This is a genomic window from Shouchella clausii (assembly GCF_002250115.1).
GTDB classification, from domain to species: domain Bacteria; phylum Bacillota; class Bacilli; order Bacillales; family Bacillaceae_D; genus Shouchella; species Shouchella clausii.
On the sequence record NZ_CP019985.1, the window covers coordinates 1,412,192 to 1,424,557 of the forward strand.

13 protein-coding genes and 1 pseudogene are annotated in these 12,366 nt (G+C 42.6%); 13 read left to right on the top strand and 1 reads right to left on the bottom strand.

Going from position 1 to position 12,366, the window contains the following annotated elements; genetic code table 11:
• Positions 1-13 precede the first annotated feature (13 nt).
• The 12 genes and pseudogenes from BC8716_RS22280 to BC8716_RS06860 all read left to right on the top strand — a co-directional run bounded on the left by BC8716_RS22280 (position 14) and on the right by BC8716_RS06860 (position 9,851).
• Positions 14-190 carry an SMI1/KNR4 family protein gene (locus BC8716_RS22280; RefSeq protein WP_157730365.1) on the top strand — a complete coding sequence of 59 codons (177 nt, stop codon included), beginning with the start codon at positions 14-16 and terminating at the stop codon, positions 188-190.
• Positions 159-863 (top strand): SMI1/KNR4 family protein, encoded by a 705-nt coding sequence (locus BC8716_RS06810; RefSeq protein ID WP_094424435.1) that lies wholly within the window; start codon positions 159-161, stop codon positions 861-863. Before BC8716_RS22280 ends, BC8716_RS06810 begins: the two co-directional genes overlap by 32 nt.
• Before the next feature lie 678 nt (positions 864-1,541).
• Complete coding sequence (locus BC8716_RS06815) at positions 1,542-2,879, top strand: four-carbon acid sugar kinase family protein (protein ID WP_094424436.1); 1,338 nt, start codon at positions 1,542-1,544, stop codon at positions 2,877-2,879.
• A gap of 21 nt (positions 2,880-2,900) precedes the next feature.
• Positions 2,901-3,521 carry a GntR family transcriptional regulator gene (locus BC8716_RS06820; protein ID WP_094424437.1) on the top strand — a complete coding sequence of 207 codons (621 nt, stop codon included), beginning with the start codon at positions 2,901-2,903 and terminating at the stop codon, positions 3,519-3,521.
• Between the two features lie 30 nt (positions 3,522-3,551).
• Positions 3,552-4,586 carry a zinc-dependent alcohol dehydrogenase gene (locus BC8716_RS06825; protein WP_094424438.1) on the top strand — a complete coding sequence of 345 codons (1,035 nt, stop codon included), beginning with the start codon at positions 3,552-3,554 and terminating at the stop codon, positions 4,584-4,586.
• A 3-nt stretch (positions 4,587-4,589) separates the two neighbouring features.
• A pseudogene (locus BC8716_RS06830) lies at positions 4,590-5,579 on the top strand (TRAP transporter substrate-binding protein).
• A 4-nt stretch (positions 5,580-5,583) separates the two neighbouring features.
• A complete protein-coding gene (locus BC8716_RS06835) occupies positions 5,584-6,090 on the top strand; it encodes a TRAP transporter small permease (protein WP_094424439.1) in 507 nt (168 codons plus the stop codon).
• Positions 6,087-7,361: a TRAP transporter large permease gene (locus BC8716_RS06840; RefSeq protein WP_094424440.1), complete on the top strand. Its 1,275-nt coding sequence runs from the start codon at positions 6,087-6,089 to the stop codon at positions 7,359-7,361. The genes BC8716_RS06835 and BC8716_RS06840 overlap by 4 nt, the downstream gene beginning before the upstream one ends.
• 26 nt (positions 7,362-7,387) lie before the next feature.
• Positions 7,388-8,044, top strand: coding sequence for a class II aldolase/adducin family protein (locus BC8716_RS06845; RefSeq protein WP_094424441.1), 657 nt, complete (start codon positions 7,388-7,390; stop codon positions 8,042-8,044).
• Between the two features lie 176 nt (positions 8,045-8,220).
• Positions 8,221-8,484, top strand: a complete 264-nt coding sequence (locus tag BC8716_RS06850) for a YfzA family protein (RefSeq protein ID WP_094424442.1) — start codon at positions 8,221-8,223, stop codon at positions 8,482-8,484.
• A 122-nt stretch (positions 8,485-8,606) separates the two neighbouring features.
• Entirely contained in the window at positions 8,607-9,218 is a 612-nt protein-coding gene (locus BC8716_RS06855; protein ID WP_257251979.1) for an ATP-binding cassette domain-containing protein, read from the top strand.
• A 54-nt stretch (positions 9,219-9,272) separates the two neighbouring features.
• Positions 9,273-9,851: a sulfite exporter TauE/SafE family protein gene (locus BC8716_RS06860; RefSeq protein ID WP_257251978.1), complete on the top strand. Its 579-nt coding sequence runs from the start codon at positions 9,273-9,275 to the stop codon at positions 9,849-9,851.
• Positions 9,852-9,966: 115 nt separating this feature from the next.
• On the opposite strand, the gene BC8716_RS06865 is transcribed toward BC8716_RS06860, so the two are convergent.
• Positions 9,967-10,152: a hypothetical protein gene (locus tag BC8716_RS06865; protein WP_035205729.1), complete on the bottom strand. Its 186-nt coding sequence runs from the start codon at positions 10,150-10,152 to the stop codon at positions 9,967-9,969.
• A gap of 518 nt (positions 10,153-10,670) precedes the next feature.
• On the opposite strand from BC8716_RS06865, the gene BC8716_RS06870 reads away from it, so the two are divergent.
• A complete protein-coding gene (locus tag BC8716_RS06870; RefSeq protein ID WP_094429190.1) occupies positions 10,671-12,332 on the top strand; it encodes an ABC transporter substrate-binding protein in 1,662 nt (553 codons plus the stop codon).
• Positions 12,333-12,366 lie beyond the last annotated feature (34 nt).

Genomic DNA, 12,366 nt, shown 5'->3' on the forward strand with positions numbered 1-12,366 from the left:
AGGAGAGGTTTGAATGATGAGCAAAAAAATATGGGACCCTAGTGTTTTGGATGAGTATGAACTTGATCCCTTAGAAAACGACACAGTCAAGTTTGTGGAAAACCATTTTCAAGTGAAGTTACCGCCATCCTACGTGAACGTGTTAAAAGAACAGAACGGTGGATACTTATCACGAAACAAATATCCTTAAACATGATAATGAAGATGAAGACATAGAAATTGACCATTTATTAGGATTGAGCATTAAAAACAATGAAGGCATTTTGCAATCAGAGTATTTCATTAATGAATGGGGGCTTCCACAACATTTAATTCTGATCAGTGGTGACGGTCACGGCTGGGTTTGTTTAGATTATCGATCAGTTAATGAAAACCCTCCGGTTATTTTCATTGACGTCGAAGTGGAAAAGGAACACCGTTTAGCTGATTCATTTGCGGAATTCATAAACAACCTTTATCAAGATGAGACCTCAAAAGCGTCATTTATTGACGACGTTTTTGAAGATGACCAAACAGAGTTTACGTATAAAGAAGGGGAAAAAGCATTTTCTGGCAACAATGTAAGAAAGATTAGTTTTGCTCTTCTTCACTTTACCAATACAGATAGTGATACAAATTGGTTTTTAAAGCAATTAAAGAAACTAACAAATAAAAAGAACGAATTTATTGTTCACGATGCGGCAGAAGCGCTTTACCATATTGTTAATGACCGGTATGGAAAAGATAAAGATGTAGATAGCAATTTAATTCAAGAAGTTATCGACAAACTTAAATCTCATTCTAGTGCTACAGTTAATAATTATGCTAGGAAGATACAGAGACTATTTGACGAGAATAAGAATTTTAGCTGTCCTTCTCTGTAATCATGACGTTGCTATGCAATCGGCTATCTTTCTTGTGTCATTCAGAGATAGAACAGCTCCTTTTTTGTATTTAAAATTTGGACACTATCTTTTCCGTGACATCCCTTTATAGAATTGTAATTAAACTAAGCGTATATGGCCTAACGGCTCATACACGCTTAATTTTTTTGGGTTATTCAATTAATGTTAACCCAACCTACCTCCTCCCAAACTTGAATACCTCCAAACAAAGCATTGAGAATACGACTGAAGTAAGCACCAAGAAGGAAATAATCGCTCCTATCAAACTTTTTTCCACATACTTTGAAAGAAGATACAAAGTCACACTCGCCACAACAAAATAGATAACATATCGTAGGTATTTCATTTAGTTGTCTCAATCCCCTCGTTACTAAGAACCAATCTCGTCTATGTTTGCTAGGAATTTGAAGGCGCCAACACGATCCATTAACTGCTTCCCTTGCTCTCGTGTAATTATATAATATCGCCAAACAAACAGGACCACTTTTTGTACTGTCTTTTTCTTTTTGTAATGCCAAATGATTGCCAAGAAGTAACACAAGTGGTCTTTCCCCCCTCCCTCCCCCCAACTTCCATATTGACAAATCTGTGAACTGTTGTTAAGCTCCAAATAGATTCAACTTAGATCTAAGTTAGATTTATGGTGGTGAAAAAAGAATGAATCGGTTGTTGTTAGGCTTTTATGGAGATGATTTCACGGGTTCGACGGATGCAATGGAAGCGCTTGATCAGTATGGGTTGAAGACGATTCTTTTTTTAAGGATACCGGATCAAGGTATGCTTAAGCGCTTTGATGATGTGGATTGTATTGGTGTGGCGGGAACGGCGCGAGCGAAGGGGAAAGCGGGGATGAAGGAGGAGTTAGAGCCTGTTTTTTCTTTCTTGCGTGATATCAATCCTTACTTTGTCCATTATAAAGTGTGCTCGACGTTTGATTCGTCGCCTGAAACGGGGAGTATTGGGTTTGCGAGTGATTTGGCGAGACGCTATTTTGAGAAAGGCAGCTATCCTTTGCTAGTGGCGGCGCCGAACTTAGGTAGGTATACGGTGTTTGGGCATCATTTTGCCGCTTTTAACAATCAAGTTTTTCGATTGGATACACATCCGGTCATGGCTAGGCATCCTGTTACGCCAATGGATGAAGCGGATTTAGCGAAGCATTTGCAGAAGCAAACGAAGCAAAAAATTGCAAACGTTACCATTCTTGATTTAGAGGCAAAGTCAGCGTCGGAGATTGTGAAAGATGAGTTGGAAGCGGGTCTTATCGTTTATGATGCCCTCAATCGTGGCCATATGGAAAAGGTTTCTGAAGTGCTATGGGAAAAAAGGGGCGAACGAGCTCAGTTTGTTGTTGGGTCTTCAGGTGTGGAGTATGCGCTTGGCGAGGCGATGAAGCGAGAAAGGCCGATTGAACGGACAGACAGAGTGAAGAAACCAAGTCAAGCGGAGCGGATTTTTGCTGTTTCTGGCAGCGTGTCAGATGTAACGAAAAGCCAGTTGCTTGCTGCTGAAGCTGCAGGGTTTCACGCTATTCAAATTCCTGTGGAGCTGTTTACAGATGCCGCAAAGGCAGAAGCGTTTTTAGCGGACGTTGCAGCGATGATTGCTGCGAAGCAAAAGGTGGTTATTTATACCGCTAAAGGGGCTGATGACCCGGCTATTGTGGAAACGAGGAAGCATCTGAGCGAAAGTGGTGTAGCGAAAGAAGAGATTGGCATTTTTATCGGTGAAAAGCTCGGTGCGTGGACGAAATCGATTTTAGATCGTGTCGATGTCCGACGGGTGATTATTTCCGGTGGTGACACTTCTGGTTTTGTTACATCGAATCTCGACATTTATGGGTTGGAAGTATTGGATTCTGTTGCGCCAGGGGCTCCTTTATGTTTAGCATATTCTGAGAGCGAGAAATTTGATGGACTGGAAATCGCCTTAAAAAGCGGTCAGCTTGGCGGTGAGCATTTTTTTGAAAACGTTTATCGATCTGGCTCTAAATAAACTAAAGGAATGAACGTGGACATGTTATTGAAAGATGTTGCTTATGAAAAAATTAAAGAAAAAATTTTAGAAGAGCATTACGAACCTGGCCAGTTTTTATCGGAGCGAACGTTAATCGATGAGCTCGGCATGAGCAAAACGCCGATTAAAAATGCATTGGTGCGGCTTGAATCGGAAGGGTTTGTGACCGTTTCTTCTAAGCAAGGCATCATCGTTGTCGATATATCGATCGAACGGATCAATGATATTTACAATTTGCGGATTGCGTTAGAGACGTTTAATTGCCAGGAAATTTATAAGCGCATAACAGATGACCAAATTAACGAGTTAGAAGAGAATGTCGAAGCCACGAAAGAGGCTGCGGCTAATAAAGATGTGAAGGCATTTGCCACTTTGGATCATGAGTTTCATTTAGCGATAAGCGAGTTTGCTGGAAACAGTGAGATCACGAAAATTTTATTAAATTATCAGGATCATTTGCGGAGAATTACGCTTCGGCATTTACGGAAAGACCCTGATCGGGTCAAAAAATTTTATACGGAGCATGTCGACATTTTAAATGCATTGAAAACCAAAAATGACAACTGCTCTGATTTGATGAAAAAGCACTTGTACGAATCAAAGATGATGTATTTTCAATGATTGGTTGGTGCAATAAGGAGAGAAACGACGATGAAAGCTGTTTTTGTAGACGATGCAGAAAAAATTAACATCAAAGAAATCGACATACCGGTCGTGAAGGACAATGACGTGCTCATTAAAGTGGCCGTGGCCGGTATTTGTGGATCGGACATTCATACGTATAAAGGATTGCACCCGTTTCGAAAACCGCCTGTCGTCATTGGTCATGAAGTGGCTGGCGAAGTTGTGAGCGTTGGCCAAGCGGTAAAACGTGTTCAAGTTGGAGACCGGGTAACGGTTGAACCGCAAATTGGCACGGGAGAGAGCGAAGGCGTGATGACAGGCCAGGCGAACTTGTCCGATAAGCGTTTGGCTCCTGGCATGGGCGATTGGCTTGGGACAATGGCTGAATACTTCGTCTCTCCTGAGGCGCAAGTGATTAAGCTGCCCGATACGGTCAGTTATGAAAAAGGGGTGTTAGTTGAGCCGTTAGCGGTTGGCGTCCATGCTGCACGTAAAGGGGATATCCAACCAGGGGACCGTGTCGCGATTTTAGGTGCTGGGCCGATTGGCTTGTTGACGCTTATTGCGGTAAAAGCGAAAGGTGCTTCACACATAGTTGTGACCGATGTGTTAGACTACTCCCTTGATGTTGCCAAAGAAATGGGGGCAACGGCCGCGATTAATATAAAGGGCAAGCCGGATTGGATTGAGGAAGCAAAAAGTCAAGTCGGCCGGTCATTCGATAAAGTGCTAATTACCGCTGGCGTGCCAGGCATCATTAATGATTCATTGAACTTACTAAAAAAAGGGGGACGTGCTGTAACGGTCGCGATGTTTCATGGCCAACAAGATTTTGATGTGGAACAACTACAGCAAAATGAAAAAGAAATTGTTGGCTGCATGACGTATAATCGTCCCGATACGGAAGAAGCGTTGGATATCATCGCCAAAGGCGCGCTTCCAGTCGAAAAAGTGATTTCTCATCAATTGTCTTATGAACAGGCTGGCAAAGGGTTTGAAATGGTCGATAAAAAGCAAGACAACTCTGTAAAAGTGATTGTTTCATTTGAACAGGAGGGCTAAAGGATGACAAGAAAACAGTGGTTATGGCCTGTTGCAGCTATTGCCCTTGTTTTAACTGGCTGCAACGTTGGGCATGCAAATGAAGGCGAGCCGAAAAAGCTACGTCTTGGCCATATTCAAAGTGAGTCGAATGCGTGGCACAAAGGCTCACTCAAATTTGCCGAATTGGTGCATGAAAAAACAGGCGGCTCTGTCAAGGTAGAGGTTTATCCAAGCTCTACTCTTGGCGCCGACCGCGACTTGGTTGAAGGCATGCAAATTGGCTCTGTTGATTTTGCTTTAGTAGCTGGCGTAATGTCTAACTTTTATGAACCCTATTCGATCTTAGAGCTCCCTTATCTATTCGAAGATTTGAATCATTTAGAGGAATTTGTCTATGGAGAAGATGGTAAGCGATTGCAAGAAGAGACGTTAGAAGCAACAGGGGTAAGAGGGCTGGAGTTTTGGCTCCGTGGAGCACGGTAGCTAACAACCAATAAGCTTGTGGAGTCACCTGAAGACCTTCGCGGCGTAAAAATTCGTGTACCAAACATTGAGGCGTCTGTAGAAGGCTGGCAGGCAATGGGGGCAAGCCCGACACCGATGAACTTTGGTGAAGTGTATTCTTCTTTGCAGACAGGCGTGATTGACGCGCAAGAAAATCCAATTGAGTTCACCGCAAGTGCGAGAATTCATGAAGTCCAAGACTATCTTGTAATGACGGACCACGTTTTTGGTTATGTGCAATTATTAATGAGTGACAAAACGTACCAAGAGTTAACAGAGGACGAACAGCAAGCGGTCATGGAAGCAGCTGAAGAAGCGCGTATGTACCAAAATGAAATCGTTTCCGCGGAAGAAGAGAGCGCTTTGCAAATGATGCTCGATGAAGGTGTCGAGCAAATCGAAGTCGATCAAGAGCCGTTTCGTGAGTCTGTTCAACGTGTCAATGAGAGATTAGCTGATAAATACGGGAGAGAACTTTACGACACGATCCAAGGTATGAGGGAGTAACGCTATGAATACGTACATTCGAATCATTGATGGTATTAATAATGGGGTTAAGTCGATTGTATCTGTGATGTTGGCGATTTTAGCAGTGCTTGTTGTTTTACAAGTGACGACACGGTTTGTGATTAATGTGCCCCTTGCGTGGACAGAGGAAATTGCTCGTTATTTAATGATTTACATTGTATTTCTAGGGTCCGGGCTAGCGATGCGCCATAATCAGCATATTGCCATCGATTTTTTGTTAGATGTCATTCCCCATAAAAACAAAGCGAGATTGCAAACGATTATTTTATCAATATGCGCTGTATTTTGCCTTGTTTTAGCTTACTACGGAGCCCAGTTAACGCTCATAGTTGTTGACCAGTCCACCCCGACGTTGCAATATTCAATGGCCTGGGCCTATGCAGCAATTCCCCTTGGTGCCCTATTAATGTTATTAAACATTGTCGCCTTGCTTTTGAAACCAAATAAGGTTGAAGACAGTGTAGACAGAATAGTTGGTGAGAACAAATGATCATCGTTTTACTTGTATCGTTACTCGTCCTCTTCTTTATCGGCGTGCCAGTAGCGATTGCGCTCGGTTTATCGACGAGTATGGCCATGATTGTAGCAGGCGATGTTCCTTTATTAACGCTTGCACAACGAGCGTTTGTGTCACTCGATTCGTTTCCGTTGCTGGCGATTCCATTATTTATTTTGGCTGGCGTCATCATGGAATACGGCGGCATTTCGCAACGGCTTATTAACCTCGCCAATGCCCTTACTGGCCATTTAACAGGAGGACTAGCCGTTGTTACGGTTGTGACAACAATGTTTTTTGCCGCCATATCAGGCTCAAGTGTCGCTGCGACTGCCGCTTTAGGGGCAATTTTAGTGCCTGCGATGATTAGCAGAGGGTACGAAAAAGAATTTTCAGGAGGCGTGCAAGCTGTATCAGGGACACTTGGCATAATTATGCCGCCGAGCATCCCATTGATTTTGTATGGCACAGCAGTCGGGGCATCGATTGGTGATTTGTTTATTGCTGGAATGGTCCCTGGCATCCTTATTGGCATTGGTCTAATTTTAACTGTTTATATAATTGCCAAAAAACGGAACTATGCAAAAGGAGACAAGAAAAGTGGAAAAGAAATTGGCACAGCGTTTGTAAAAGCGATTCCGGCACTGATTATGCCTGTAATCATTTTAGGCGGTATTTATACAGGTGTGTTTACGGCAACGGAGGCTGCCGGTGTAGCTGTTGCCTACGCCTTTATTGTAGGGGTGTTTGTCTATAGGGCGATCACGTTTACGAAAATCAAAATGATTTTGTCACAAGCATCGATAACGACGGCAACCATTATGCTTATTTTGGCGACAGCAGGCTTGTTTAGTTGGATTTTAACGATTGAGAATGTACCGCAGCAAGTGGCAAGCGTCATTACGTCAATTTCCGAAAATCCATGGGTATTTCTCGGTATCGTTGTTCTATTGCTCCTCCTCGTAGGCATGTTTATGGAAACAAATGCATCGATTATTATTTTGGCGCCGATTCTTGTGCCAGTGGCATCGGAATTAGGGATTGACCCTGTTCACTTCGGCATCGTCATGATTGTCACACTTGCCATCGGCATGGTCACGCCGCCACTTGGGCTCAATCTTTTTGTTGTATCAAAAATCGCCAACTTAAGGATGGATCGGTTAACGATTAGCCTCATCCCCTTTTATATCACTATATTGATCTGTCTATTGATTGTTACGTTTATTCCGTCTCTCACTATGACCGTTGTAGAGTGGATGAAATAATCAAAGTGAAAAAGGAGCGTTAAAATATGCAAAATGATTCGATTTTGCAAGACTTGCAAAAGACAGGCTTGTTTATGATGGAAAAAAACCTCGCTTGGGGAACAGCAGGGAATATTAGTGCAAAATGTGAAGATGGCTATTTAATTTCCGCTACTGGGACCTATTTAGGCGAATTAGAGGTAGAGGATTTTGCTTATTGCCAAGGAGGAGAGCATCTTGCTGGCAAAAAGCCTTCAAAGGAATATGTAATGCATGAAGGCATTTACGAACAGCGGCCAGAAATCGGGGCGGTGCTCCACTCATCCCCGTTTTATAGCACATTGATCGCCAACAGCGACCTTCATTTGCCATCGAACTACTTTGTCGAGTCGATGTATTACTTGGAGAGAATGGTGCGTATTCCTTACTATCAGCCAGGCAGTAAAGAGCTAGCCCAAGCCGTTAAAGAGAGAGCAAAGGAGGCAAATGTCTTTCTGCTAGAGAACCACGGCATTATCGTCTGCGATGTGAATCTGAAAGAAGCACGCACGGCGTTGCAAACGCTTGAATACACAGCGCGCATGCATATCACAGCATTGGAGAAAGGCATAACCATCAACGGTTTAAGTGACGATACAGTCCATCAGTTTCTTCATCACTCCGGCTATAAACCGGTAAGACAGTGGGGAGAACCCAAACAATAAATGTAAAACAGGTTGCAGGAAGCAGCCTGTTTTTTTGATGAACCGTAGTGTAAGAAGATACAAACCTATTCTTTAAGAACAAATTGAAGATTGAATTGAAATACAATTGACGCATTACATAAAAGCGATTACAATAAAGGGAAAATTATTCTAATATGTTTGAATAAGGGGATTTTATGCATATTTTCAGATCGATCATTGTCTTTATTGCTTTTCAAGTTGTCTTTATTGTGGTTGATATTATTGGCTGGGAACCCAATCGTAACAGATTGTATGAACTAGTGGTCGGATTTCCACCGATCCGATTTTTTGAAGAAACATTTGCCCCATACAAAATGCTGGAGTTCAATATTATGACAGCAGGATTTCTAATTGCTTTACTAGCAAGTATTATTTCCCAACTATGGTCACGTTCGTCAAAAGAAACTCACAACAAATGAAAACGCATGACAAACTTTAGCAGTACGCTTAAAAGTCTGTGATTTATGAATTAAAAATAAAATCTTGAAATGAGATGATTTACACCTCTGATAATAGGAATCTATACAAAAGGAGAATCACGATGTCAGTGCTCTTGAAAGTGGAGAACTTAAACAAGTCTTACCCTGATTCTACATTTCAGCTGCAAGACGTGTCTTTTTCGATACCGTATGGCTCGATTGTTGGGTTTATCGGCGACAATGGAGCTGGAAAATCGACAACGATGGGGTCGATCATCGGCAATCTACATCGAAACAGCGGTTCTATATTGATGGATGGACAAGAAATTGATGGTGATCATCTTGCCTTAAAAAAAGACGTAGGTGTAGTGTTTGACACGATGAAGTTGCCTACTTCGTTAACGATTTGTAAGTTAAGCAAAGTTTTGAAGCATATTTATAAGGAATGGGATCAGCGATTATTTAACGAGTACATAACGATGTTTTCATTGCCGAAAAATCAGAAAATCGGAAAATTTTCAAGAGGGATGTCGATGAAGTTATCGATGGCGGTTGCATTATCCCACAATCCAAAATTATTAATTTTAGATGAAGCGACGGCTGGGCTAGACCCCTCAGGGAGACATGATGTATTGGATATTCTATCTAAATTCGGTGAACTACCCACCACTTACCACCCTTACAGGCTGCTTGAAGTGGGGGCTTCTTGGGTAATCGCCCCTTTTAGTAGCTGACGAAATGGACCAAGCGAACCCTCTTGTTCCAAGAGTTTATCGATTCATTAGGCAGTGGTTAATAAGGTTTTTAAAGGGATGGTTTTCTATATTGCCATCGGCTCATTAATAGGAGGAGTTAGTGCGGTCTATATCAATAGCGATATTTTAAGGTTTGCCTTTATCGGTTTATTGTTGTACGTCATTGTGAGCAATCTATTAAAAAAAACATTTACGGCCCATGTGGAGGACCAAGATTTTCGGATGCCGAGCCGGAAATCAAGGGGACCGGTAGGTGTTGGCATCGGATTGATATCAACGATGTTAGGTGTTGGCGGCAGCGTGATGACGATTCCTTATTTAAGAAAGCAAGGGATGCGGATGTTGAATGCGGTCGCCCTTGCGACGCCGCTTGGCTTGCCGATTGCGATCGTGGGGGCATTCACTTTTTTAGTCACAGGTTTGCAAATAGAGGGGATGCCTGGCTCCACGCTTGGCTTTATCTTTATTCCGGCTTTGTGCGGATTTACACTCGGTGGGTTTATTGGCGTACCACTGGGGCGGTCGTGGGCGCAAAAAATCCCCGATGCCGTCTATTCCAAAGTGTATTTAATCTTGCTGGTCATTGTTGTCATTATGATGATGTTAGAATAAGTGTAAACGTGCCGCCTTTAAGAAAGGATTTACTCTTAAAGGCGGTTTGTCTGTATGTAAAGCACGGTAGGGGTATAGAGGGAGAGGTTGGCGTGAGTGCGGTTTCATTTATCGTCTAAATAACAAAAGCAATAATAACAACGACGATAACAGAAATCGGCACTATTAAAAAATAGAGCCACGTAAAGGTCTTTAAGCTTTTTTCGCTGCTGTATGAAGAATCGGTCGATTTCATAGCGAATAACGATACAATTAAACCAATTAAACAAATCAATCCAATAATGATATAGAGCGCAATCATGTTGATCTCCTCATTTCAATAAACGTTCCATAGTGGCTAACGATTTTACCGTACCATATTAGAGAACCGTTTGGAATAATGCCGCTGTTTTTGTTCATGTAGAATGGCTTAAACAGATCTTCTCCTTTGGCCGCTTAGGCGTTTTAGCAAGCGTCCTCCTTCAATGTTCATCACCCCAACTCTAAAGGAAATGGTCCTATCCTCTTCTCCATCGGCATAAACATGGTTTTAAGGGGGATTCCTATCTCCATTTTACAAGATGATCGTTCGTGTTTACAGGTGAGAAGAAGGGCGTATGGCAATTTAATTGAATTTTCTTTTTATTAGTAAGGATAACAAGAAGGTGATATCCTTATAAAATTGGGTTGACTTATCGGAATTATATGTTTTAATAAGACTTAGTTTATGTTGCAAAAAATGAATGGAGTTGTGAAGGAGGAGTTAGATTGGTTTTAAGACAAAAATGGCTCTACCCTGGTTTTCTTACAGTGGCATTGTTAGGCGCTTGCAATACGGAGATGGGCGCGGATGATTCAACCCGTTCTTTAGAGGAGAACGGCGAAAACGAAGAGGAACCAACGGTTGTAGAAGATGTAAAGGTAAAAGCGACTGATCCATCCTCCTCACCTGCATTAGCAAGCAATCGAGGGAATACGGTTGTTGTTGGTTTACAGGAGCCTGGAGGCATCTTTACGCCGCATTTTAATACAAGTGGCTATGATGGAAATGTGCAAGCGGTCATGTTTCCGCCCCTTGTTGACATAAATGAAAAGGGGGAGCCATTCGGGCGGCTTGCAGAGGATTGGGACATCTCGGAAGATGAATTAACGTATACATATTATTTACGGGATGATCTGAAATTTGATGACGGCTCGCCTCTTACTGCCAATGATGTTGCTTTTACGGTAACGCTTTTGTTTGACCCTGATTACCCAGGAACGACGGATTTGACAGAAACGAACTTGGTTGGCGGCCTTGATTATAAGGAAGGCGATGCTGACAGCATTGCGGGCATTCATGTAATTGACGATCAAACGATTGAGTTTCAGCTAGAACAGCCAAATGCGCGAGCGTTGACTATGCTTGGCGGCACCGTGCTTAGTGAAAACTATTATGGAGAGAAATACGAAAAAGGCGATTTGGATTATATGAGTGACTATCATTTAAAGCCACTTGGGGCAGGTCCTTTTAAATTTGAGGCGTACCATCCTGGAGAAGAGATTCGGTTCTCGGCCAATGAGCATTATTATAATGGTAAGCCAGAGGTCGATACATTTGTGTACCGAACGACTGAAGGGGATTCGCAACAATTTTTCCAAACCGGGGAATTGGATTACAGCGGTTTTGTCGCTACGAAAGATAATTTTGAACTGTTGGAGTCAATGGCGTTTGCCAATATTGATCTGTATACTTCGTCGAATTACAGTTATATCGCCTTTAACCATGAGTCCGAGGTGTTTAAAGATCCGAATGTTCGGATTGCTTTTAATTTGGGGCTAGATCGGCAAGCGTACATTGACGCTCGGTTTCAAGGATACGCACAGCTAGCCAATGTCCCGGTATCGCCTATATCGTGGGCCTATACAGATGAAGTAGAGGCGTTTCCATATGACCCTGAAGAAGCGAAGCGGCTTCTAGACGAGGCGGGATGGAAGGAAGGGCCTGACGGCATAAGAGAGAAAGATGGGCAGAAGTTAACCGTCTATTTCTTTACAACGGATGGCAGCGGCAGCAATGATATTTTCGTAACGCTTGCGCAAGAAAACTATAAAGACATTGGCGTCGATTTCCAAATTGAACAAATGGATTTTAATGCGTTGCTGGCACGTGTCGACAACGGCGATCATGATCTCGTGTCTTTCTCGACAACGATGCAGCCAGATCCGCATATCGGCGTGCAAGCATTTCATTCAAGCCATACTGGCAATACATTTAGAGGGTATCAAAATGAGGAAATCGATCGTTTGATAGAAGCTTCCGTAGCTGTAAGTGATCTTGACGCGAGGGCGGAGGCCTACCATGAGCTTTATGAAAAGTTAAAAGAAGATCCGCCGATCATTCTTCTCAATTACAACAAATCGCTTGCAGCAACCAATGCACGAGTAGAAGGATTTGAACCGAATGGGTTTCGAGGCATTAGCTTAAGTTTAGAAAACTTGCGGGTGGTGGACACACCTTAAAAAGAGGGGTGTCTATCCCCCTCTTTTTAACGTT

Bases quoted from the DNA above. Each gene is read 5' to 3' on its own strand.
- BC8716_RS22280 (WP_157730365.1), top strand. From the start codon at position 14: ATGATGAGCAAAAAAATATGGGACCCTAGTGTTTTGGATGAGTATGAA.
- BC8716_RS06815 (WP_094424436.1), top strand. From the start codon at position 1,542: ATGAATCGGTTGTTGTTAGGCTTTTATGGAGATGATTTCACGGGTTCG.
- BC8716_RS06820 (WP_094424437.1), top strand. From the start codon at position 2,901: ATGTTATTGAAAGATGTTGCTTATGAAAAAATTAAAGAAAAAATTTTA.
- BC8716_RS06825 (WP_094424438.1), top strand. From the start codon at position 3,552: ATGAAAGCTGTTTTTGTAGACGATGCAGAAAAAATTAACATCAAAGAA.
- BC8716_RS06835 (WP_094424439.1), top strand. From the start codon at position 5,584: ATGAATACGTACATTCGAATCATTGATGGTATTAATAATGGGGTTAAG.
- BC8716_RS06840 (WP_094424440.1), top strand. From the start codon at position 6,087: ATGATCATCGTTTTACTTGTATCGTTACTCGTCCTCTTCTTTATCGGC.
- BC8716_RS06845 (WP_094424441.1), top strand. From the start codon at position 7,388: ATGCAAAATGATTCGATTTTGCAAGACTTGCAAAAGACAGGCTTGTTT.
- BC8716_RS06850 (WP_094424442.1), top strand. From the start codon at position 8,221: ATGCATATTTTCAGATCGATCATTGTCTTTATTGCTTTTCAAGTTGTC.
- BC8716_RS06855 (WP_257251979.1), top strand. From the start codon at position 8,607: ATGTCAGTGCTCTTGAAAGTGGAGAACTTAAACAAGTCTTACCCTGAT.
- BC8716_RS06865 (WP_035205729.1), bottom strand. From the start codon at position 10,152: ATGATTGCGCTCTATATCATTATTGGATTGATTTGTTTAATTGGTTTA.
- BC8716_RS06870 (WP_094429190.1), top strand. From the start codon at position 10,671: ATGGGCGCGGATGATTCAACCCGTTCTTTAGAGGAGAACGGCGAAAAC.